Source organism: Paenibacillus sp. MCAF9 (assembly GCF_052114265.1).
Taxonomy (GTDB): Bacteria; Bacillota; Bacilli; order Paenibacillales; family Paenibacillaceae; genus Pristimantibacillus.
Genome location: NZ_JBFREL010000011.1, coordinates 133,841 through 155,759, shown reverse-complemented (window position 1 = coordinate 155,759; position 21,919 = coordinate 133,841). Strand labels below are relative to the sequence as shown.

Below are 21,919 nucleotides of genomic sequence, written 5' to 3'. Positions count from 1 at the left end.
TGCCTTTCATTATGAATCATCTGCAAGCTATGCTTCTTCTTTCTTAAGCTCCTCCAAGAAGGGCTGGAGCTCAGGCCTTGCTGCCGGATCCTTCAAATCAAGGCTCCGCAGCGCATCCACCGCAATACGAAGCACCGCATAATTGCGATACCAGCGATTATCGGAGGGGACGACATACCATGGCGCCGCTTTGCTGCATTTTTCAAACAGCTCCTCGTAAAGCTCGCTGTACTGCTTCCAAGACTTGCGTTCCTTTAAGTCGGACGGGTCGAACTTCCAATTTTTTTTCGGATCTTCAATACGGCTTATCAGCTTCTCCAGTTGGAACTGCTTCGATATGTGCAAAAAGATTTTGACCACTTTCACCCTGCTGCCTAATAAAAGAGCTTCAAAATGATTGATATGCTTAAACCGCTCCTTCGCTTCCTCGCTCTTAACCGTACCATGGATTCTCGTGATCAAAACTTCCTCATAGTACGAACGGTTAAATACAGCTATCTGGCCAAGGGCAGGCACGGCTACATGTGCTCTCCATAAGAAATCATGCCGCGCTTCCTCCTCTGTTGGCGTCTTAAAGCTATGGGCAGAAATGCCCTGCGGATGAAGTCCGGCAAATACTTTTTTGATTACGCCATCCTTGCCGCTGCAATCCATGCCTTGAAACACAAACAGCACGGCATGCTCTTTGCTCGCGGCAAGTTTTTCTTGCAGCTGCTGCAGCTCAAGCTCAAGCTCCTTCACTGCCTGAACGACCTCTTCTTTATTCGAAAAGCGCCCCGTATCCTTCGGATCGATGTCCTTCAGATCCACCTTTTTCTTCTCGGGCAGTTTGTAGCTTTTGGACATTTGCTCACAGCCTCTCCAGTATTTATTTACTTATTAGTATCCCACCAGCGCCTCTCCTAAACAAGCAGCTGGTCGATATTTTGGCACACCAGAGCGAGAATAAGCAGAATAAAGCGGACCACACAAAGGCAGGTACACCGGTTACGTCGCTTAAACCAGCCGCATCCCCAGCTGATGCAGGCTCCGTAATCGCAAGATAAAGCAACACAAATGGACTAATAATGGATTCCACCAAACAAATAAAAGCGATCAGCAAATAATAAAAGTCTCTGAGCCAGCGAGGAGCAGCAAAATAAATAAGTACCGTCAATGCTAGGAAACCCGCGCTCCAAGCCATACCGTAATCATTTCGAACAAAAAGCGCGAGCGCCACGCCAGCTGCTACCGCAACGATCGCGAGTCCAAAACGAGCTTTTCCTTTTGCATATAGAAAGAAAAGCAGCAGCGAGAACAAAGCTGAGCCCGTATAGCCGGCAAGCGCAATCGGGATTAGCATCCAGCTGTCCGTGTACGTGGTATAAGTCACTCCGCTTTGGTCAGCGTACAAATAAATATGCAAGACGCTTCCCTTAAGCAGCAAAGCTGCAAGCGCATGGGCAAGCTCATGGACTAATGTATTCACATTTTGAAAAAAAGCCGAGAACGGAATGAACCTAGTTAAAAAAGCAGTAACGATAATAATAGCCGTCATTCGCAACCAAGAAAACATGCTTTAGCCTCCAAGTCATATACCGCTATTCTAACTCTTCTTACGTATGAAAAAGATTTATTTTTCAAAAGATGCTAATACGGGTAAGTAAAAGTATAGACGCGAGAGGAGAGATAGGATGGGACATTATATTGAGGTTGAGAAAAAAGTCAAACTTTATGTTGAGGATATAGGCTCCGGCAGCCCCGTTATCTTCTTGCATGGCTGGCCGCTGAACCACAAAATGTTTGAAGCTCAGTTCACTCTGCTATCCGAGCAAGGTTATCGCTGTATTGGGATCGATCAACGCGGCTTCGGCAAATCCAGTTCTCCCGCAGCTGGCTATAGCTACGATCGGCTTGCAGATGACGTAAAGGCTGTTATTGATTATTTGAAACTGGATCAAGCCTATCTCGTTGGTTTCTCGGTAGGAGGAGCCATTGCAGTCCGCTATATGGCGCGCCATGGCGGTTACGGCATTCGCAAGCTCGCGCTTCTAGGCGCAGCAGCTCCCTCATTCACGCAGCGTGAAAATTACCCGCATGGCATGACACAAGAGGAAGCGAATGATCAAATCGCTGCAATCAAAAAAGACCGTCCGCAGCTGCTCCGTGATTTCGGCGAGAAATTTCTAGCCGATCAAGAGCCAAACGCCATCAGCCAGCCATTCAAAGATTGGCTGCAGCTGCTCGGCTTAGAGGCATCCGCGTGGGGGTCAATCCATACGTTCGAGTCGCTGCGCGATGAGGACTTGCGGAAGGATATGCTGCAAATCAAAGCTGCGACGACGATTTTTCAAGGCAATCTGGATCAAATATGTCCGCCAGAATTCGCCAAGCAGCTGCTTAGCGGCATTGACGGCTCTACGCTCGTTACGTTCGAGCAAAGCGGCCATGGCATGCTGTTCGATGAACCAACTAGATTCAATGAGGAGCTGCTCGAATTTTTGAAATAAAAAGCTGAAAAGGAGCCTGCTCAAAAGTCATTTTCCGATTTTTTGAGCACTACGTAGAACTTTTTTTCTTCGATAAAAGGACCTCTGGCTCCACTATACAGTGGATTTTGAGGTCCTTTCATTTGAAAACGGTGATGTTCCCCTGTCATACGATGACTCTTGCGGCAGCGCCTGCAGCAGCTTCATCTAAGCGCAGAAATGCACTTATTTAACCAAATTTTCTTCGAATCTGCTCAATTAGAGGTATTTGTACACCTATTTGCATCATTTCAATTTTGTTTGTTAAAAACAGGTGCACTTTTGCACTTATTTACACTCCACTATCGTTTCACGCGCATTACAATCATACAACGATCATCGCAGATGCTGGATATGGCGGAGAAGAGTCAGTCAGGGTTATATGCGCTACACAAGGGATAAACTTTGCAGCAAGGAAGGATACTCGCTGTCGGTAAGACGAATGCTTAAACCCGAAAGTGTATTCGGGCAGATAAAGAATAACCGGGGATTCCGGCGTTTTTTGCTTCGCAGCTTACCTAAGGTAAGTCTGGAGTTCGGGTGGCTTTCGCTTGCCCATAATCTCATGAAGCAAGCAACCATAGACCAAAATAGAAAAATAGCAGTACAAGAATAGCTCTCCTGCACTGCTGTTTTTCATATATTTACCAACATTCCCGTTCAAAGCGAGCTATTCCTCAGCGAGCTTGATGCTTATGGGACAGCTCCTTTTTCTACATGTTATGGAGCTCAGCTAGCTCTATCTTGTATTTATTCAATAAATGGTGAAAGCGCTGAAAATCGCTGGAAAGAACTTTTATTTTCCGTTTGATCCTCAGCTTCCGCTTATGATCCTTGTCTTCGAGCATAAACTGATCAATATTTTTATCCAGCTTCTCCCGAAGCGTAAGGATAATGCCGATCGCAATATGCGAGCGTTCCATCTCCTGTAAATCTGCAGCAAGCGCTTCGCCAAGATGGTCCATTGTTTGCTGTTGAATGGTTAATGATTTATCAATGACAACCTGCTCAGGTGTAGCATCCTCACGAAATGCCTGACCAGGAACATCATCCCAGAACAGGTTCCATTCTTCTAACTGTTCAACCTCAAACAATAAATATTTATGAAAACCGCATAACCATGCAGTACAGCTGGTATTTCGCAATTGGCAGCCTACACCATCGAGCAAATGGCGGCAATCGCGGCAGCATGATCCGCTGTTAGCTATGCAAACCTTGCAAATATGATCTGCTCCCCATTGCTGCAAAACGGTCATTCCGTTATCAATAAGGCTTGTCCTGCTTACTGTAGAAGGCCGTTGAATAAGGGGGCGGTCTGCTTGATCTGTATGTACACCCTGCTTCATGTCTGGCATTCAAGCATGCTCTCCTTCCTTACTAAACGTATATATACTCAAAAGTATACCCTACTTGCAATGCGATGACCAAGTTCGCTCGAGCAACATGTGCAACGAGATGCAAGAAAGGACTGTCCCAGATCCGCTTGGATCTAGAGAGACAGTCCTATCAGCTTGCGATTTCATTATAAAAAGCGAAATCAATTTCAAACTACCAAGCGTTTACACCAAGCTTTACTAGCGTCTCCCGAATGAATGCAGGCTCGTCCTCTGGCGTTCGTGACGTAACAAAGTTGCGATCAACAACAACTTCTTTATCGACAAAAGTGCCGCCGGCTGCTTCAATTTCTGCGGATAAAGCAGGATAGGCCGTTAAAGTGCGTCCCTTCAGCAGGCCTGCTGCCTCCAAAATTTGCGGACCGTGGCATATTGCCGCAATGGTTGTGCCCGCTTGATCTGCCTTTTGAACAAACGCCTGCACATCCGCATTGCCCATAAGATGAGACGGCGATTTTCCGCCTGGGATAATGATCGCATCGTAGTCATCTGCATTAGCTTCCTCAATGGCCAAATGCGAGGTGTACGCAATGGTCCCTTGTTTTCCTTTTAACTCGTCATTGCTCTTCAAGCTAATAATAACGGCATCGTGACCGTTCTTCGCCATTTCATCATAGGGATTTTTCATTTCGGAATCTTCGAAGTCGTCCGCTAGCAGAAATGCTACCTTTTTTAGTGGTGTCATATGGTGCACACTCCTCTCATGATTCAAGCCATGATTTACTTTACCCTATTTCGATAATTTTGAAGCAAGCTATCGCGTATAACCTGACGGTATGCGTTCTAGCAGACGATCACCGTACACCTCGCCAAGCTTCAGTTCGGGCATATGAATATAGCCAATGTAGCACCCGCATTTTTTCATCGTGCAAGGACGCTCAGCTGATAGACCCTCAAGTCCGTCACGATAGAGATGGCCGATAACCTTGCGATCGCTATAGCAGCGTTTGACAATGCCAGCCCCCTGCACATAAAACACATGCGAGCCTGCGCCGCATGGTTTGCCTAAACTATCGTAATCGGAAACGTTCAGCTGGAAATGCGGATCAATTTCGGTTAAATAAACAATATCATTCTCTGAATAATAATTTTTCTGATCCTTGAAGGCGTTGACCCACAGGTATACGTCCTCTGGAAGCAGCTGCCTCAGCTGCTTAATCGCGCCGAAAGCCGAGCGTATCCCAACCGACCCGACACTAAAAGGAATTCCCTGCTCATACAGCTTCATGCACTGGCTTAGGAAAGCAGCATGGCTCGTTTGTCCAGGATGATAGGTAGCCCAAAAGGCTGCCTTGCTCCGGTCGATGTCGTTCGTCCAATCAAGCTTGACGGATAAATTGGTCTGGACAGCTACCTTCTCGATATGCGGCATATGGGACAGCTCGATCATCGCCTCACGATACCACCGATGTACAAGCGCTTCGCCATAAGGATTGAAAAAAATCGAGAGCTGATGTCCGGAGCCTCCTTGCTCCCGAACCCAGTCCATAAAGGCATGAAGCTGCTGCTTATCCTTCGCAAGCGTCGCTTTGCTGTCCTTTGTTTTGCTGAATGGGCAATAAGGACAGTCATAATTGCATGAAGACAACGCGCCGCGGTAATAGAGCACCGCCTTCATCGGATGACGTACCCGTTCATAAGCTCTCTTACATCGCCCGAAATAAACTCGTCGCCAATCGCATCCGAATAAGCCATGCCTTGAGTCGTCAGACGAAGAGTATCCTCCTGAAGCTCAGCCAGCTCCAAACGGATCAGCGTCTGCAAATCAGGATGATCGGCTAGCGCAGCACTGCCGAAGCGCTGCTCGTATGCGAGTAAGCTGAGCCCCTCGCGGTGCAGCAGAGCCTTTAATATAAATCTGCGCTTCTGCTCCGCTTCATTCAGAATAAAGCCGTAATCGGCCGTATCATAACGCTCGGCAGCAACATATTGTTCAATAATGCTGCGCGTTGCCGCTGCGCTCACGCCATAACGCGATGCATAATGGACATCGCGGGTGTAAGAGCGCGCTCCGCAGCCAAGCCCTGCCATTCCTTCCTCCTGACAGCTGAAGGGCAGCACCGTTTTATGATCAAACGATGTATCTCTAGCGAAACGCCTCATCGAAAACTGCTTATAACCTGCCGCTTCCAGACGCTGCCGCGCAATATGGTACAGCTCCAGTCGAATATCCTCTCCTGCGCTGCGCATCTGCTCCGGCTTTATAATGGTGTTCTCACGCGTATATAGCGGATAAATAAAGATTTCGCCAGGCGCATAGCTGATCGCCTTCTCCAGTGAATAAATCCATGTTTCCACGGTTTGCTTAGGCAAACCGTAAATAAGATCGACATTCACGAGTGGAAACGAATAGGATATCAACGTCTCCAGCGCCTCTTCCGCAAGCCGCGGCTTCTGCGGACGATAGATCGCTGCTGCTTCCTCTTCAACGAAGCTTTGAACCCCCATGCTGATCCGATCAACATGCCGATCTTTAAGAACGCGCATGCGGTCAGCTGTTACCGTTTCCGGCGACGTCTCGACCGATATCGATGCTTTCATCGGATCAAGGCCCATTGTATTCTCAGCTATATCGAATAGACGGTTCAACTGGGTAGCCGCAAGCAAGGTTGGCGTCCCGCCGCCAATCGCAAATCGCGAAAATGTTTTGCCTTTAAACCAAGGCGCCCACTGCTCCGCCTGCCGCTGCATGGCATCAATATACTGCTCATGTACGTCTAAACGACGATCCGGCAGCGTGAACAAATTGCAGAAGCCGCAGCGAGCACCACAAAAAGGAATATGCATATACAAAAAATAATAATCGGTTTGATCCCGCTCCCACATCTCCTTCAGCGACCGCGCGGGATGCAAATCACGATAAGCTGTCTTATGGGGATAGGAATACAAATAGGAACGGTAAGGAGCCCCCATCCAGCGCTGCTCCTGCTCCTTAAGCTCCGGAAAAGATGGTAGCGAAGATGATTTGTGCAAGCTGCTTCTCCTCCTTATTCCAAAATAAATTCGCGATACGGCACATTCCAGACAACCTCATGGGCAAGCCGATGCCCTTCATAGCCATCCTCGCCGTAAGCTGTCCCATGATCGGAAAAAGCGAGACATAATGTTTTTCCTCTGCGCCGCATAGCTTCAAACAATGGGGAAAGCTGACTATCAACATAACGAAGCGCGGCACGCTGTGTTTCCACGGAATCCCGTTTGGCGCCATCTACAAAATAATGATTAGGTCCATGCATGGCAGATATATTCATGAACAGAAACAGCTTCTCGGCGGGATCCGATTTCTCCAGCAGCTTAAGCGCGTGATTCACTTGATGCTCCGTCGAACGCGGATTCGTTACACCGAATGTCATCCGCCAATAGCTTTCTTGAAAATAACTAGGCAGAACCTTGGCTAGCTTATTCTTTTTCGTAAAAAAAATGACGCCTCCGATGCAGATTGTTCGGTAGCCCGCCTCCTGCAAGCCGGATACAAGATCCGGAGCGTCAAATAACCATGTATGAGGGTGCGTCTTAAGCCCCGTATTTTTTGTATGAAACAATCTAATATGAGAAGCTTTGTCCGTATTTGCAGGAGTAGGCAAAAAACCGCCAAAAAAAGCATGATGGGCAGCATAAGTAAAGCTGCCCGGCGAATGCCTCTTCTCCCAGCCTCCGCTTCCGCAAAGGTTCGGGCAATTCTTTTCCTCAAGCTTCGCAGCGTCATAACGCAGCGTATCAAGCGTAATCATGAGTATATCGTGAGAACCTACAATTTGATTCATATCTAGCATTCGTATCTATTCCCCTCTAAGCAGCTGCTGCATTTGCCATTCATAGGTGTTCATTCCCTCATACTCGGCGCCGTACAGCAAATCACCAAAAGGATTGATGTCTATCGGATAGGTCATGCCGCTTCCTCTTTGAACGAGCACATCAACGCCTGCCGCAGAGCAGCCGGGAAATGCTCGGAGCGCGGATTCAGCTGTCCGCTGCACCGCTGCCATTACTTCTGCAGATACCAGCTGCTCGACATCCATCCTCCGTTCGTTGCGCAGATGAAGATTCGTAATTGGAGTGCTGCTTAAACGGAGTACCGTATGACAAGCCTTACCATCCACAACAAGCTGCCGTACATCAAACGACTTGCTCTCGAAGCTTTCCTTCTCAATCCATCGTTCAATATGTGCGCCTTCCCGGCATAACCAATCGACCATTCGCCGAATATCCGAGCGTTCCCGGTAACGCCGCAGCTTGCCTTCGTTGAAATAGCAAATGCCGCGGGCCCGTTCTTCCATGCCGATGGTCGTGATAGCAAGTTCATCGCCAGTACGAGGATTGATTTGATAGGCAATAACCCCAGAAGCGCCCGATCCGCAGGCAAGCTTAATAAACAGACGCCTCATGCCGCTTGCAGCAATCGCCGCTTGCAGCTCATCGTAATTTTTTATGCTTCCTGTAGGAGCAGGAAGAGCCGGCATGATGAGTCCATGGCGTGTGAGCAGCTGCCAGCAGCTTCTTTTGTCGAACATATTAGCTACGCTTCCCGGCGAGTTTACCCAGCTTGCGGAAACGCCTGATGCTTTAACCTCTGTATGCATAGCAGCAAGAAATCGGCAGTACCCGCGGTACCACTGTGCTGGATAATAGATTCGTCCATGCTCCAGCGGCAGCTGCTGTGCTTCCTCCGCGGATATCGAAATATTGTGCGGCAGAGAGCCCGCTGACCAGAATAAGTCATCGCCGCTTCGGTCAGCCGCCCCCCATGCGATCAACTGTCGTTCAACGGCTTGATCCTCACCTGGCGCATCAAGCCGAATAATGACCTTATCCGCTCCTGCATATTCTCGCAAAATATCTTGAATAAACACTGTTCGCTTGAGCAGCTGCTCATAGGAGAGCACAACAGCAGGAGCGAGCCCCTGCTTCCTTCTTGCTGCCTGCAAGCCGAATGTTCGTTTGTTTGACGGATTTCCGATGAGCAAATAAGGAGCTTCGGCAACGCCGTCGTTTATAAAATGATCCATTACTCGGTAAGGAACGGATAACGCCAATCATCTTCATCCGTTTCCTGCTGGTCCGTCACATCTACTGACAGGCCTGCTTGCTTCCAGCGAAGCAGCAGCTCATCCGACATATAGTGGTAGCTCAGGTTAAGGTGCTTCAGCTTCTTCACACGCTCGCTTGCAAGCAGTGCCTTGCCGCCTTCATCGGATAATGTGCCGTAAGAGAGATCAAGTATTTCCAACTGGTCCAAAATCGGCGCATCCGCGATCGCAATTGCGATTTCGTCCTGAATTTCACTATCCTTCAAACCTAAGTATGTAAGCTTTGGAAACAGATCACCTTGCAGCAGCGGCATGACATCCTCTATTCCGCCGTCAAAACCGTAATCATCTACGCCCAGATAAAGCTCAAGCTTCTTTAGTTCAGGCAACTTTGCACTCGTTATTTCCTCTAGTACAGACTTCGGAAGCCCTCCGCAAATAATAACGAGCTCTTGCAGCTTCTCGTGTACAAGAGGCTGCAAGCTTAATTCTTGGCTGCCCTTGATCGTCAATGACTGCAAATTCGGGAATGCCGCAAGCAGCGGTGAAAGGTTTGTCTGATTAATCCAGGAAACCTCACATTCCTCAAAACCCATATCTCCAATAAATAATTTCGATAAGTTAGGAAAAGAATCTTTATGGCTGATCAATGTTTCCAAGAAGCTGTCCGGAGAATTCTCATACGCCTGACCCCAATCGCCAATCGTTAGTATAGACAGCTTCTCGCCATCTGCGCTAGATGCCAATTTCTCAATCAGTTCAGACATCCTTACGCCTTCTTCATACTCGTCATAACCTACCGATAAGCGAATTTCAATCAAGATGATCCCTCCAATAGTTTCCATGTGAAGTTAGAGTAACATGGACTTTTTCGATGCGTCAATGGTCTCAGGGTCTTATCTGTCTTGGCTTCATAAAAATAAAGCCGAGCAGCGCAGAAAACAGCGCTCTCAGCTATTTGAATTTAGTGCAGTGCTTTGCGAAGTACAAATTCGATGAGTCGCCAAGGGAACAGCTTTTTCATAACAAAAATCATCTTCGCATCATTTCCGCACACATAACGAAGCTTTGGACGGCGGGATTTGCAAATTTTCACGATCGTGTTCGCAACCTGAATCGGATTAGGCGCATTTTTCTCCGACTTTTTATTGAATTGATTAAAGCGCTCAATCATTTTGCTGTAAGGGGAGTTTTCTTCCGCACGAAACACATGCTTTGCTGCAATGCCAGTATCGTAAGTACCGGGTTCTACGAGTACGACCGGGATAGAAAATGGCAGCAGCTCTAGCCGCAGCGCTTCACTAAAGCCCTCTAATGCAAATTTCGAGGCCGAATACGCACCCGTGTTGGAAAAACCAATAATGCCTGCTCCGCTGCTGACATTAATAATTTTGCCTTGGCTGCGAACTCGCATATGTGGCAGAACAGCTTTGGTAACCGCAACGGTACCAAAGAAATTCGTATCGAATTGAGCACGCCAATCCACCATCGGTATTTCCTCAACGACGCCCATTACGGCATAACCTGCATTATTTACGAGCACGTCGATTCTGCCCCAGCGCTCCATTACCTGCTCTATGACTTCCACGATGTTGCCAGAATCGGTAATATCAAGCCTCATTATTGCTATATGCTCTAGCACGCCGTTCTCTTTCACTTTTGCAAGCACGCTTTCCTTCTTCCCGATGTCCCTCATTGTTGCGATTACAAAGTAGCCCTCTTGCGCTAAGCGAATCGAAGTCAAAAGCCCAAACCCACTGGATGCTCCCGTAATCAATGCAATAGGTCGATTGGTTACTTCTGCTACATTAGCCATCCTTAAGCCACCTCAATCCCTATGAATGGTATACAATAACATGTTGTATTGAGTATAGCTTATTTGGACAAAAATGGCTTGGATACCCGTTGGAATCGCATTAACGTTACAGCATGCTTTATTGTCGCAACTAACCTAACTACTCAACACTAAACTGCTGCTGTACGAGCTTAGCATATAATTCATGGTTCTCCAGCAGCTCTGCATGGGTGCCCTGACCCGAAATTTCACCTTTCTCAAGCACAATGATTTGGTCGGCTCCACGAATAGTTGAAAGTCGATGGGCAATGACCAATGTCGTTCTTGCCGTCATAAGACCCTGAAGGGCTTCTTGTACTTGCATTTCCGAATCGCTATCGAGGTGAGCCGTCGCTTCATCCAGCAGCAATATATCAGGATTGCGCAATATAGCCCGTGCAATTGCCAGCCGTTGACGCTGGCCTCCCGAAAGCTTAACGCCTCTTTCTCCAACCTCCGTGTCATAACCTTCAGGAAGCGAATCGATAAAAGTTGTCAAATTCGCTTGATCGACAGCTTCCCTGATTTTCGCCTCGCTCACATCCTCCAGCCCATAAGTAAGATTGTGACGAATCGAGCCTTGCATCATCGGGCTATCCTGTGAAACATAAGCAATCCGCTTTCGCCAATCTTCCAGCACCATGGATGCGATTGGTTCCCCGCCATAGGTTATGACGCCCTCGGTTGGATTATAGAACCTCTCCAGCAGCGAGAACAGCGTTGTCTTGCCTGTGCCGCTCGGGCCTACAAACGCCGTTACTTGTCCCTGCTTCACTTGAAACGAGAGCGAATGAAGCAGCGGCCGATCCTCCGAATATCCGAAGCTTACCTGTTCAAATTTAATAAAGGAATGATGATCTTTCTCGTGAAGGACAGCTGCCGCAATCTCATGGCTGGACTGCTCCTCCTTCTCATTTAGCAGCTCCAAAATACGTTCTGAAGCACCCATCGCCTTCTGGAATTGCGTGAAGAAGGAAGCCATCTGCGTAAACGGCATAACAATTTGGAACATATACAAAATGACAGCAACCAGCTCTCCGCCCGTTAAAGTGCCCTGTGCGACCCTTACACCGCCATACCCGATTAATATAACAAGAATGAGCAGCATCACCGTCATCATTAAAGGAGTTACGATTGACATGATTCGAGCTTCCTGCAAGCCAAATGTAAACAGATGCGAGATTCGCTTGTCGCCTTGACGATTTTCTACAGGCTCTGCAAGCGATGCCTTCACAAGCCGAATGTCGGAGAGAACACGGCCAAGATCGCCTTGAAATAATGCAGTTTCATCCTGCATGGATTTGGATACTGTGAACATTTTGGTGCCTAACGGCCATAGAACAAGAAGTGCTACCGGAACGGCAATCAGCATAAGCAGCGTGAGCTTCCAATCAATCAGCAGCAGGAGAATTACGCCGCCTATAATAGATACAATTCCTCCAAAAAACGATATTACATGCCCGATGATAAAATCTTTGATCACATTTGTATCATTCGTAACACGGCTCATCGTCTCGCCGGAATTGTTGCGATCAAAAAACGGTACTGGCAGCTTTATCACTCGGTTCCATACTTCGCGTCGCAAGCCTGCAATAACATACTGACCTACATAGGACATCGTATATACCGAGAAACCAGACATAATGGTCTGAACGAGAAACACTGCTCCAAGCACAACAAACGTCATCGTTTGGATGGTAGATTGCGATAACTCCTCGACTAAATTTTTCGTCAACAAAGGAATGAGCAGCGAGAGCAGCGTCTCTCCGAGTCCCAATACAACGGCAACGATAATTAAAAACTTAGCGGGTCTATGCTTTGCGATCAGCTTGAAAAATTGTGAAACGCCAATGGTTGCCTTCGGCATGTCTGCTTCAACATTATTTTTCATCGGTTATCCCTGCTTTCAACATTTTCAATGCCTCAAGATGCTCGAAAGTAACGGCTAAGAAGGCTTCTTCATCCTTCGTAAACAAATTTGGGAATAAAACAGGATCAAAGGAATGAGCTGGATCGTTCAGCACCTCTAATTGCGCAAGCTCCTCTTCACTAAACCTCTCTAAGACAGGTGACAGCAGCTCCTCTAAGAGCGCAACAAGACTCAGTCCGCAGGCAAGCACATCTTCGTCCAGAGGCTGTTTTCCTTGCTTGTAAAGTTCCTTCAGCTCCATGGCGAACACCGTTATTTTACTTTCAAATGCCGATCTGATTTCCGAGTCTATCCCCTCCATAAATATCGCATCTACTAAAGAAGGCGGCATTTGCGTTGACAGCCATTCCTTCTGCTGCTGCTCATGCTGAATATGTTGAATAAACACGAGCAATGAATCGCTGTCTACCTTGCCCGCTCCCTCCAAAATTTTCTGCATCCGTCCAATGGTGTCTATCACACGCTCCAAATGCGCCTGCTTTTTCTTAAGCATCTCATATTGCGAAGCTAATGAGTGCTGCAAGTCCTCCTCCGGACGCTGCAAATAAGCAGAAATGTCCTCTAATGAGAAATCCAAATATTTTAACGTCAAAATCTTTTGCAGTTGAATTAAATCCTGATCCGTATAAAAGCGATGCCCATGCGCGTTTCGGCTGGACGGCTTAAGCAGCCCCTGTCGATCGTAATAACGGAGCGTTCGTTCAGTAACTTTTGTCAGCTTCGCGAATGCGCCAATCGCATAAGAAGAACTATTATTCATCTGTTCATTCCCCCTCTTGAACAGAGTATAACCCTTGACGCAACGTCAAGGGCAAGAGGCTTACAGGATGAAATTTATAATTTTATGGAAATATTGTCTAGAATATGTCCTCTTAAAAGGAGTTTATCCTATCCTTTCCGCCCGTAAAAACACAAATTGATAATCGAAAATATCATTTATTTTCTATCAATTAATCTATTATTTTGTCGCTATAATTGAATACAAGCCTTAAATTTTATAAATAAAAAACAATTTTCTTCAATTCAAGGGTTGTAAATTATGGGAATTTATATATAATCAATTTGTGACCAAATTGTTACAGCACTATGAACTTAAGAGGAGAGAAAGAATGGATAACTATCAGCAGCCCCCCGTAAATCCCGGTGTACCAGGATACGGGCATCAACAAAATCAGGAAATGTCGCCTGTCATTACAATTAAAGAGTGGATGCTCACTACACTCATTTTAATCATTCCGATCGTTAATGTTATTATGATGTTTGTATGGGCGTTTGGTGAAGGCAACCCAACGAAGAAAAACTATTTTAAAGCATCATTAATTTGGGCAGCAATCATTCTCGTTATTTACATCATCATTTTCGTTATTTTTATTGCTGCTGCAGCTTCAACTTCTATGAGCGGCTAGTACAATAATACATAATAGAAGTGAAAATTCGAGCAGCAGTCTGCTCGTTTTGAACAAGGAATAAATAGCGGTACAGGGACGACCCCTGCATCGCTATTTTTTTATTCACACCTAAGCTAAAAAACAGGGGTTACCTCAAAAGTAATTAAATCCACTTTTGAGATAACCCCTTTAGTTTAGATCGTTTACTCCACGGCGAGGAATCGGTATACCTTGCTTGCATAATCGCCATAAAATTGCGGAGTTGCAAGTCCAGCATATAGCAGCTGATCGCCGCCATATACCGTTTCTTCACCAAGCAGCTTGTAATCGCGGTTCGGATCAAGGCCTTTGAGGCAGAAGCGATTAAGCTTCAGATTTGGCTCTTGCAGAACAGTAACGAACACTACAAATGCTTCTTTTTTGTCCTTGGAGACGAACATCCATGCCGTTTCATTGCCCTCGAACGGGCTAAGCAGACGATAGAAATCTCCGAATTGCACAAGATGCCTTACATCCTTATAAAGAGCAACCTGCTCCTTAACGGTCGTCTTCTCTTCCTCCGTAAATTGAGTCAGATCAAGCTCGTAACCAAAGTTTCCAGATAGCGCAACATTTCCTCTTGTTTCTAGGGAAGTTATCCGGTTCACTTGATGGTTAGGCACGGCTGATACGTGAGCGCCCATCGCGCTTACTGGGTAAACGATGCTTGTTCCGTATTGAATTTTCAAGCGAGATACCGCGTCGGAGTTGTCGCTTGTCCATGTTTGCGGCATGTAATACAGCATGCCCGCATCGAAGCGGCCGCCGCCGCCAGAGCAGCTCTCGAACAATACATCAGGGAAAGCAGTTGTAATTTGCTCAAGCACGGAATAGAGACCCAGCATATAGCGATGAGCGGTCTCGCGTTGACGCTCTGCAGGCAGAAGTGCTGAACCGATCTCTGTCATATTGCGATTCATATCCCATTTCACGTAAGTAATCGGCGCACTTGAAAGAATATCCGATATTGACTTAACGATATATTGTTGAACGTCCGCGCGTGACAAATCTAAAATGAGTTGATTTCTCGCTTGTGTCCGTCTGCGGCCATCGATATGCAAGCACCAATCTGGATGCGCTTTGTACAGCTCGCTCTCAGGCGAAATCATTTCCGGCTCGAACCATAGGCCGAATTGCATATCTAGACGCTTCACGCGGCTAACCAAATCCTCTAAGCCGTTTGGCAGCTTTTTCGGGTCAACAAACCAATCCCCGAGCGAAGTCGTATCGTTGTCGCGTTTGCCGAACCAACCATCATCCAGTACGAACAGCTCGATGCCAAGCTCCTTGCCGGCACGCGCAATATCTTCGATTTTATCCGCATTAAAGTTAAAATACGTCGCTTCCCAGTTGTTGACGAGTATCGGACGCGTTTGATCACGGAACGTGCCGCGAATTAAGCGAGCACGGTACAAATCATGGAAGCTGCGTGACATGCCGCCGAGGCCATGCTCAGAGTGAACCATTACCGCCTCTGGCGTTTGGAACTCCTCGCCCGGCTCCAATCGCCAATTAAAGTCGAATGGGTTAATGCCAATGAACAGCCTTGCTGCATGGAATTGATCCACCTCGACGCCAGCCGTAAAATTACCGCTGTACACAAGGTTTACACCGTATACATCACCGTGATCCTCGGTAGAACCCTCAGAGAGCAAAGCGACAAACGGATTTTGCATATGGCTGCTTGAACCTCTGCGGCTCTCGATCGATTGCAAACCCGGCTCAAGCTTGCGCTTATGAATATGGCGCTCACGAATCCAAGCACCTGAGAGCTGAAGCATCTCAAAGTTGTCATGCGCAAAGTCCAAGCTCATGCTGAACGCGCGCTGTAAATCCAAAGTAGCAGTACCGTTGTTGACGATTCTAGCTGAACGGGCAATCGCATCGTAGTTTTCAAATACGGTATAAGACAAAATGACGGACAAGCCTGTCAGATCATCTTTCAGCGTAATCTCAAGCGTTTGCGCTTCGGAGTCGTTCTCAATATACGTTGCAGGCAATCCAGCAAGCGCCGGCTTTCCATCCACAATGCGGTGCGAATCAAAGCGCAGATCCGTTACTGTTGTTCCATTTGGAAGCTTGACCTGGAATGCAGGCATGCGGAAATCAGAGTTGCCGTATGCAGGATACTCATGCGGAAGCGTATCCAGCGACAGTTCCAATTGGTCCAGCTCTGTGCTAGGCGTGAATGAAGCCCGCTCCTTAAGCTCAAATAAACGCTTCAGCTGCACGCCGCGAATTTTTTTGCCCCAATAGACATGTGCAGGATATCCTGATTTCGTAATATGGATAACATAGCTTGTATCCTTCGCTTGCAGGTGGAATACCGAGAGCTGTTGGTCATATTGAATAGACAAAATAATAACCTCCTAAAAGTTTATATAAATGAATACTTACGATTTCACAGAGCTGCCGCAGCTTTCCCGCACGATGAGTGTCGTATTAACGGTCATATGAACAGCTGCCTCGCGGCCTTCGATCCGCTCAAGCAGCAGTTGTACCGCCGTTCTGCCCATATGCTCGGTATGCGCTCGAACCGTCGTTAGCGGCGGATTCAAAAATGCAGAGATTTCAATGTCATCAAAACCTACAATCGCCATATCCTCAGGCACTCGAAGGCCATGCTCATGCAGCGCGCGCAAAGCACCTACAGCCATCGGGTCACTTCCAATAAAACAAGCGGTTGGCCGCGAGCTTTGCTGAAGCATCTGTTTCATCGCCTCATATCCGCTGTTTGAAGACCAATATGCCTTAATGACGAAGTTTTCATCATAAAGACCTCGCTCACGCATCTCCTTCTCGAAAAAAACACGGCGAAGCTCATCCGTCTCTGTACTCTCAAATTGACGATTCAGACGATGGATATAATCATTCCCGCCGATGTAGCCTATTTTTTGGTGTCCTAGTTCTCTAAGATGTTTGATTACTGCTCGGGTTGCTTGCTCAAAATGCAGCTTTACGGTGTCATACTCATACAGCTCGCCTGAATGGTTTACAAATACAAGCCGATTTCCGTTGCTATACAACTGATTAACATCCTCATCATGAATGGAGCCTACAACAATCACACCATCCAGCTCGTTGAACGACTGCATCTCCACTCGACTGTTGCCGCGAAGCACTTTCACAATGTTGATTCCAAGCTCCTCGCAGCGCGTTTCAATGCCTTTACGAATGGAGGAGAAATAAGGATCATCATGCTCATCTTCCAGTGTTGACCACATGAGCAAACCGATTTGCTGACGCGAGAGCTGCTCTTCCTTCTTCATTCTTCTCAGCCTGGACGGCTTATATTGCAGCTGCTCGGCAATGCTGAATATTCGTGTACGCGTTTCCTCACTTACTGCCAAGGTGACATCATTGTTCAAAACCCTGGATACGGTAGCAGCTGAAACGCCTGCCTCCTGCGCAATATCTTTTATCGTTGCCATGCCACACTCCGAATTTAGTTAATAAATTTACTGAATAACAACTTTAGTTTAGCAGACGCTCGCAAAGTCCACAAGCACCCTATTGCATTTTTATTTAAATCACTTTTCATACCTAACGAAGAAGAAGCATTTTCGATGAATTTATGAATAACTACTGTTATAATTTAGTGGAATTGTATGATTCTCATCGCAGGAGGGGTAAATATATGGTTGTTATTGAAACGGATCGATTATATTTGAGATGCTACAAAGAGAATGATTTTGAAGGTTTACATGCTATTTTTTCTGACCCTGAAACGATGGCTAATTATCCAGCCCCGTTTACTGTCCAAGAAACTCAAAATTGGATAAAAAGAAATGAAGCACGATACAAAAACGATGGATTTGGTTTATGGGGAGTCTGCTTAAAGGCAACGGATGAACTAATCGGTGATTGTGGCCTTGTTAAACAAACGATCGATGGAACAATTGAGGTAGAAATCGGCTACCATATAAATAAAAAATATTGGTCCAACGGATTCGCCTCTGAAGCAGCCATGGCTTGCAAGCAATATGGTTTTCATCACTTAGGCTTGCAAAAACTGATCAGTATTATAGACCCCAATAATTTAGCGTCCATTCGTGTTGCCGAGAAAATTGGCTTTGCCAAAGAAAGAGAAGCTTTTATTTTCAACAAAAATCATATTATTTATGCAGGCTTCCCCACTTTAATGGCATCCAATCTTCCATAAAGACATAAAAAAAAGCAGTCGACTGCCTCCTCCAAAAAGGGGCAGCCCCGCTTAAAAATCTTTTCGCTTCATAATTAGTATACCTATGCCGAGCAGAGCAGCCGTGTAAATACCGCAATAAATTAAAAAGGAATTTGATGCCGCTCCGTTAATAGAGAAAATACTTAGCTCTGCGTTAATGTTATATAAACCTCTAAGCTCAGAGATTGAAAATAATTCGTTAAGCATGCGCTGCTGCAAAGCATCCGCCGGCATAGCCAGCTTAATTAAGCCTGTTATGGTCTCAAGTGTTTGCATCCCTTTCATTTGAATCCTCCCTGTGCTCATAAACCGGCCAATCGTACTGCCAAGCCAGCCCATACCAAAGAGCATCGTCATCCATATGCCGTTTCCTAAAGGACTTAAATAACAGGAGCCGAGCATCGTTAAGGATACTAATAGCGGAATAACAGACATAAAAAACAAAAGTGATTTGAAATACACCATCATGCTGAATAAGACGCCAGTTTCTGCCCAGCTGATAAGAATAATTGAGCTGAATAACAGGAATGCATATAACGCAACATAACTGACAAAGCCGAGCCATCTGCCCAAAAACCACTTCCAGCGCGCAATGGGCCTTGCGAGTACGGATTGAAGAACGCCTTGCTCTGCTTCCCCTGTCACAGCCGCAACGGAGCTGAATATAGAAAGGAAGGCAACGGCAAAAGCGCCAAAGAAGAAACCTAATGTCATAATCATTGCACTGCGGGCAAAATTTTCGAATAAGTTCATAGAAGTCGCAACATTCACCTCGCCACCGGCGATAGCATCAGCAATAAACCAGTAAGCAATCCAGAAGAGAACAGTCATGATGATCGTCATAAGCGTTACTCTTTTACGAACGAGCTCCTTCCAAGTTAGGCCCCAAACCGCGATCATCTGCGCTCCCCCCTATGCTCAAGGCCCGTTACGGCCTGCATAAACCACTCATCAAGCCGTGATTGCAATTTCCCAACCTCATACAGCGTCAATCCCAGCTCAATAAGAATATAATTGACCAATCCTATTTGCTCGTCATTTTCCAGTTCAATCTCCAGCCATACAGATGCATCATCATGCTCAGCGTTCGACACGATCACATTCGCACCTAGCAGCTGCTGGATACGTTCAGCTGCTAAAGGGGTATAACCGCTGACACGCAAACGCCAGCTCGACTGCGAGCTCAGCACATCGGATACCTTTCCTTCCGCCAGCACTTTTCCGTTATTAAGTAGAGCGACCTTATCGCATAACTGTTCCACATCCTCAAGCAAATGCGAATTAAGAAAGATCGTTTTCCCTTGGCTTCTCAGCCTAGCAAGCAAATCTCGCACCTCATGTCTGCCAACGGGATCAAGCGCAGAAGCCGGCTCATCAAGAAAAACGATATCCGGATTTGCGAGTAAAGCGCATGCGAGTCCAAGCCGCTGCTGCATCCCCTTCGAATACCCTTTGAGCCTGTCGCTTCCCCGGCTGCCAATGCCCACATCGTCCAGAAGCTGATGAATGCGTCGTTTGGCCATAGAGCGGTCCAGCTCACACAACTTTGCATGAAAAGCCAAAACCTCTTCGCCCGTCAACCAATCCGGATAACGAAACAACTCAGGCAAATAGCCAAATCTCCGTCTAGCCTCGATTGATCCTGAAGGCTGTCCGAAGATTTGAGCTTTACCTGAGGTTGGTGTAATAAGGCCTGTGAGCATTTTCACTATCGTGCTTTTTCCCGCTCCATTAGGACCGAGGAAGCCAAAGGCTTCCCCTTCTCTAATCGTCAGTGTAACATCGTGGCAGCCGCGTCCTTCACCGTAATCCTTGCATAATCCGATGGTTTCAATAGCAACAGCACTCATGGATGAATCAGCTCCGCAATAAGCGACTGTACTTTTTGTTTGTCCTCAAAATCATTAAAGTGTGCGCTTGCTACAACGCCATCTTTAAGCCACATCGCATTTGCATAACTATGATCAGCGGATTGATTCAAATATACATCAACCCCTTCAATAACGATTTTCTCAGGTTTTTCATTTGTAATGAGCGGAAATGGAATTTCTCCATTTTCCATGTTTGATGCTTGCACAAGCGATTTGCGCAAATGATCAGGAAGCGCTGGGAAGCGAATGACAGCCTCATAGGCATCCTTTGCATCCACTGAAGGATCCATTTTGATGCTAGGCTGCTTAATATATTCAACCCATAGGCTTTGCTTAGAAGTGCTTCCTTCCTTAGGTTCATACGTGACCGTTACACCTTGGCCTGTGTTGAATTCAATTGCTTTGCCGTCTACTGATTTCGGCAGCAGCTTATCCGCGCCCAGCTTACGCATTGCACTATTGATTTCATCCACATTTAGCCGGAAGGCAATCGTCTGAGCTGACATCGATGATATGCCACCTAACTGAATCCCTGGAACCGTCAATGTTGGAACAGCAAAGCCCAGCTCCTTAGAAGCTTGATCTACGGTCATCTTTGACCAGCTTCCGACAGTCGTCTGCTCGAAGGTGCCGAAACGGTTAACGGTTTCACGCGTTTCGCCATCCTTCATGAAGCTGTTCATGAGCGACTCCAAATCATTTTGCTGCACAATCATTACGTTATCCATTCGGAACGTATTAAGCCATGCCGCCAATGCTTCATTTGTTGAGGGCGTCGCAATAACTACCGTGATGATAGCTGCTGCGCATGCCGCTATTGTTTTGCCCACATTTCTTTTGAACCAGCGGCCTGCCGCCCCACTTTTATTCGGTTTATTTGCAGCTGGACTGGATGAAGTACGAGCTCGTCCTAGCGGAACCACATTTGCTTGTATTTGTTCAGAGTACGTTTGAACGGCAGCAGCTTTTGTTTGCGTAGCCCCAGTTGCAGCTGTTGACTCCTTATTGAGCTCAGCAGCGTGCTTGCCTTGCTCTTCCCATTGCTCCCAAAGCGGCGATTGCTCAGAGGCTTGAAGCTGTTTCTCAAGACGCGCCCAAGCAGCCGACATCTGCTCTTCTTCTTTTTTATTTATTTCATCATTTTTTGTCATCTTGAACTCCTCCTAAAAGGTTTTGACCTTTAAAGCTAGGTATAGCAGGCGCTGACGATCGCACTTCATTCATGAGTCAAAGCTCCTTCTGCCTTCTGCGCATGGCGCTTCAGCCTAGCCCCGGCTCTGCGCAGCATCGTACCTACCTGCGGCTGCCGCAGCTGGAGCTGCTCTGCGATTTCCGCATAGCTGTATCCTTCATATCGGAGCAGAAGCATTTTTTTGTCCCGTTCGGGCAGCGTATCTAACCAGCCTCTAACCCGTTCCTGCTCGTCCTTATCAATCAACTGCTGTTCATTCGACTGAACCGCTTGCGGCTGTGCGAGTATGCTTTGTTCTTGCTTTTGCGTTAGAGCACGCTCTCGTGCTTTTTTATCCATATAATCATAAGCCAGCCTCGTTAATACGCGATGAAGCCAGCCTCCTATTGCTTCAGGCTGATCCGGTGGATTCCGGTAAAGCCTTAGAAATGTTTCCTGGGCAAGATCCTCCGCAGCTGCTTCATCGCGTATAAGTGCGACAAGCTTTCGTCTAACCGAAGGATAATGAGTATTAAACTGTTGACGAAACAAATCCGGCGCCGAATGTTCCATTC

At 46.8% G+C, this 21,919-nt stretch carries 21 protein-coding genes and 1 pseudogene; 4 read left to right on the top strand and 18 right to left on the bottom strand.

Annotation, left to right across the window (positions count from 1 at the left end):
* Nucleotides 1-27 precede the first annotated feature (27 nt).
* Nucleotides 28-846, bottom strand: coding sequence for a PPK2 family polyphosphate kinase (locus tag AB4Z45_RS18865; protein ID WP_441910822.1), 819 nt, complete (start codon nucleotides 844-846; stop codon nucleotides 28-30).
* 22 nt (nucleotides 847-868) lie between these two features.
* Nucleotides 869-1,555 carry a M50 family metallopeptidase gene (locus AB4Z45_RS18860; protein WP_441910820.1) on the bottom strand — a complete coding sequence of 229 codons (687 nt, stop codon included), beginning with the start codon at nucleotides 1,553-1,555 and terminating at the stop codon, nucleotides 869-871.
* A gap of 118 nt (nucleotides 1,556-1,673) precedes the next feature.
* Between AB4Z45_RS18860 and AB4Z45_RS18855 the strand changes: the two genes are divergently transcribed.
* On the top strand, nucleotides 1,674-2,489 hold the full coding sequence (locus AB4Z45_RS18855) for an alpha/beta fold hydrolase (protein ID WP_441910818.1): 816 nt from the start codon (nucleotides 1,674-1,676) through the stop codon (nucleotides 2,487-2,489).
* Nucleotides 2,490-2,874: 385 nt separating this feature from the next.
* Nucleotides 2,875-3,123, top strand: a pseudogene (locus AB4Z45_RS18850) (transposase); the annotation flags it as partial.
* Nucleotides 3,124-3,220: 97 nt separating this feature from the next.
* Here the strand turns inward: AB4Z45_RS18850 and AB4Z45_RS18845 are convergent.
* The 10 genes from AB4Z45_RS18845 to AB4Z45_RS18800 all read right to left on the bottom strand — a co-directional run bounded on the left by AB4Z45_RS18845 (nucleotide 3,221) and on the right by AB4Z45_RS18800 (nucleotide 13,452).
* Nucleotides 3,221-3,862, bottom strand: coding sequence for a hypothetical protein (locus AB4Z45_RS18845; RefSeq protein WP_441910816.1), 642 nt, complete (start codon nucleotides 3,860-3,862; stop codon nucleotides 3,221-3,223).
* A gap of 193 nt (nucleotides 3,863-4,055) precedes the next feature.
* Nucleotides 4,056-4,586: a type 1 glutamine amidotransferase domain-containing protein gene (locus tag AB4Z45_RS18840; RefSeq protein WP_441910814.1), complete on the bottom strand. Its 531-nt coding sequence runs from the start codon at nucleotides 4,584-4,586 to the stop codon at nucleotides 4,056-4,058.
* Between the two features lie 69 nt (nucleotides 4,587-4,655).
* Complete coding sequence (locus AB4Z45_RS18835; protein ID WP_441910813.1) at nucleotides 4,656-5,519, bottom strand: STM4011 family radical SAM protein; 864 nt, start codon at nucleotides 5,517-5,519, stop codon at nucleotides 4,656-4,658.
* Nucleotides 5,516-6,814 (bottom strand): STM4012 family radical SAM protein, encoded by a 1,299-nt coding sequence (locus tag AB4Z45_RS18830; RefSeq protein ID WP_441910834.1) that lies wholly within the window; start codon nucleotides 6,812-6,814, stop codon nucleotides 5,516-5,518. Before AB4Z45_RS18830 ends, AB4Z45_RS18835 begins: the two co-directional genes overlap by 4 nt.
* A 74-nt stretch (nucleotides 6,815-6,888) precedes the next feature.
* The gene (locus AB4Z45_RS18825) at nucleotides 6,889-7,674 is read right to left on the bottom strand and encodes an STM4013/SEN3800 family hydrolase (protein ID WP_441910811.1); all 786 of its coding nucleotides are present in this window, start codon (nucleotides 7,672-7,674) and stop codon (nucleotides 6,889-6,891) included.
* A 6-nt stretch (nucleotides 7,675-7,680) separates the two neighbouring features.
* A complete protein-coding gene (locus tag AB4Z45_RS18820) occupies nucleotides 7,681-8,934 on the bottom strand; it encodes an STM4014 family protein (protein WP_441910809.1) in 1,254 nt (417 codons plus the stop codon).
* Nucleotides 8,907-9,746, bottom strand: coding sequence for an STM4015 family protein (locus tag AB4Z45_RS18815; protein WP_441910833.1), 840 nt, complete (start codon nucleotides 9,744-9,746; stop codon nucleotides 8,907-8,909). Before AB4Z45_RS18815 ends, AB4Z45_RS18820 begins: the two co-directional genes overlap by 28 nt.
* A gap of 146 nt (nucleotides 9,747-9,892) precedes the next feature.
* Nucleotides 9,893-10,744 carry an SDR family oxidoreductase gene (locus AB4Z45_RS18810; RefSeq protein ID WP_441910808.1) on the bottom strand — a complete coding sequence of 284 codons (852 nt, stop codon included), beginning with the start codon at nucleotides 10,742-10,744 and terminating at the stop codon, nucleotides 9,893-9,895.
* Between the two features lie 139 nt (nucleotides 10,745-10,883).
* Complete coding sequence (locus AB4Z45_RS18805) at nucleotides 10,884-12,653, bottom strand: ABC transporter ATP-binding protein (RefSeq protein ID WP_441910806.1); 1,770 nt, start codon at nucleotides 12,651-12,653, stop codon at nucleotides 10,884-10,886.
* The gene (locus AB4Z45_RS18800; RefSeq protein ID WP_441910804.1) at nucleotides 12,643-13,452 is read right to left on the bottom strand and encodes a MerR family transcriptional regulator; all 810 of its coding nucleotides are present in this window, start codon (nucleotides 13,450-13,452) and stop codon (nucleotides 12,643-12,645) included. Before AB4Z45_RS18800 ends, AB4Z45_RS18805 begins: the two co-directional genes overlap by 11 nt.
* Before the next feature lie 349 nt (nucleotides 13,453-13,801).
* On the opposite strand from AB4Z45_RS18800, the gene AB4Z45_RS18795 reads away from it, so the two are divergent.
* Nucleotides 13,802-14,098, top strand: a complete 297-nt coding sequence (locus AB4Z45_RS18795; protein ID WP_076269769.1) for a hypothetical protein — start codon at nucleotides 13,802-13,804, stop codon at nucleotides 14,096-14,098.
* A 185-nt stretch (nucleotides 14,099-14,283) separates the two neighbouring features.
* Here the strand turns inward: AB4Z45_RS18795 and AB4Z45_RS18790 are convergent, their stop codons facing one another.
* Entirely contained in the window at nucleotides 14,284-16,476 is a 2,193-nt protein-coding gene (locus AB4Z45_RS18790; RefSeq protein WP_441910801.1) for an alpha-galactosidase, read from the bottom strand.
* 36 nt (nucleotides 16,477-16,512) lie between these two features.
* Complete coding sequence (locus AB4Z45_RS18785; RefSeq protein WP_441910799.1) at nucleotides 16,513-17,550, bottom strand: LacI family DNA-binding transcriptional regulator; 1,038 nt, start codon at nucleotides 17,548-17,550, stop codon at nucleotides 16,513-16,515.
* Between the two features lie 206 nt (nucleotides 17,551-17,756).
* Between AB4Z45_RS18785 and AB4Z45_RS18780 the strand changes: the two genes are divergently transcribed.
* Nucleotides 17,757-18,281 (top strand): GNAT family N-acetyltransferase, encoded by a 525-nt coding sequence (locus tag AB4Z45_RS18780; RefSeq protein WP_441910797.1) that lies wholly within the window; start codon nucleotides 17,757-17,759, stop codon nucleotides 18,279-18,281.
* A gap of 51 nt (nucleotides 18,282-18,332) precedes the next feature.
* Here AB4Z45_RS18780 and AB4Z45_RS18775 read toward each other — a convergent pair whose 3' ends face one another.
* From AB4Z45_RS18775 to AB4Z45_RS18760, 4 genes are all read right to left on the bottom strand, one after another.
* Nucleotides 18,333-19,202 carry an ABC transporter permease gene (locus AB4Z45_RS18775; RefSeq protein ID WP_441910795.1) on the bottom strand — a complete coding sequence of 290 codons (870 nt, stop codon included), beginning with the start codon at nucleotides 19,200-19,202 and terminating at the stop codon, nucleotides 18,333-18,335.
* The gene (locus tag AB4Z45_RS18770; RefSeq protein ID WP_441910794.1) at nucleotides 19,199-20,152 is read right to left on the bottom strand and encodes an ABC transporter ATP-binding protein; all 954 of its coding nucleotides are present in this window, start codon (nucleotides 20,150-20,152) and stop codon (nucleotides 19,199-19,201) included. The genes AB4Z45_RS18775 and AB4Z45_RS18770 overlap by 4 nt, the downstream gene beginning before the upstream one ends.
* The gene (locus AB4Z45_RS18765; protein ID WP_441910792.1) at nucleotides 20,149-21,324 is read right to left on the bottom strand and encodes a hypothetical protein; all 1,176 of its coding nucleotides are present in this window, start codon (nucleotides 21,322-21,324) and stop codon (nucleotides 20,149-20,151) included. The genes AB4Z45_RS18770 and AB4Z45_RS18765 overlap by 4 nt, the downstream gene beginning before the upstream one ends.
* Nucleotides 21,325-21,389: 65 nt before the next feature.
* Entirely contained in the window at nucleotides 21,390-21,917 is a 528-nt protein-coding gene (locus AB4Z45_RS18760) for a sigma-70 family RNA polymerase sigma factor (RefSeq protein ID WP_441910790.1), read from the bottom strand.
* Nucleotides 21,918-21,919: the final 2 nt, after the last annotated feature.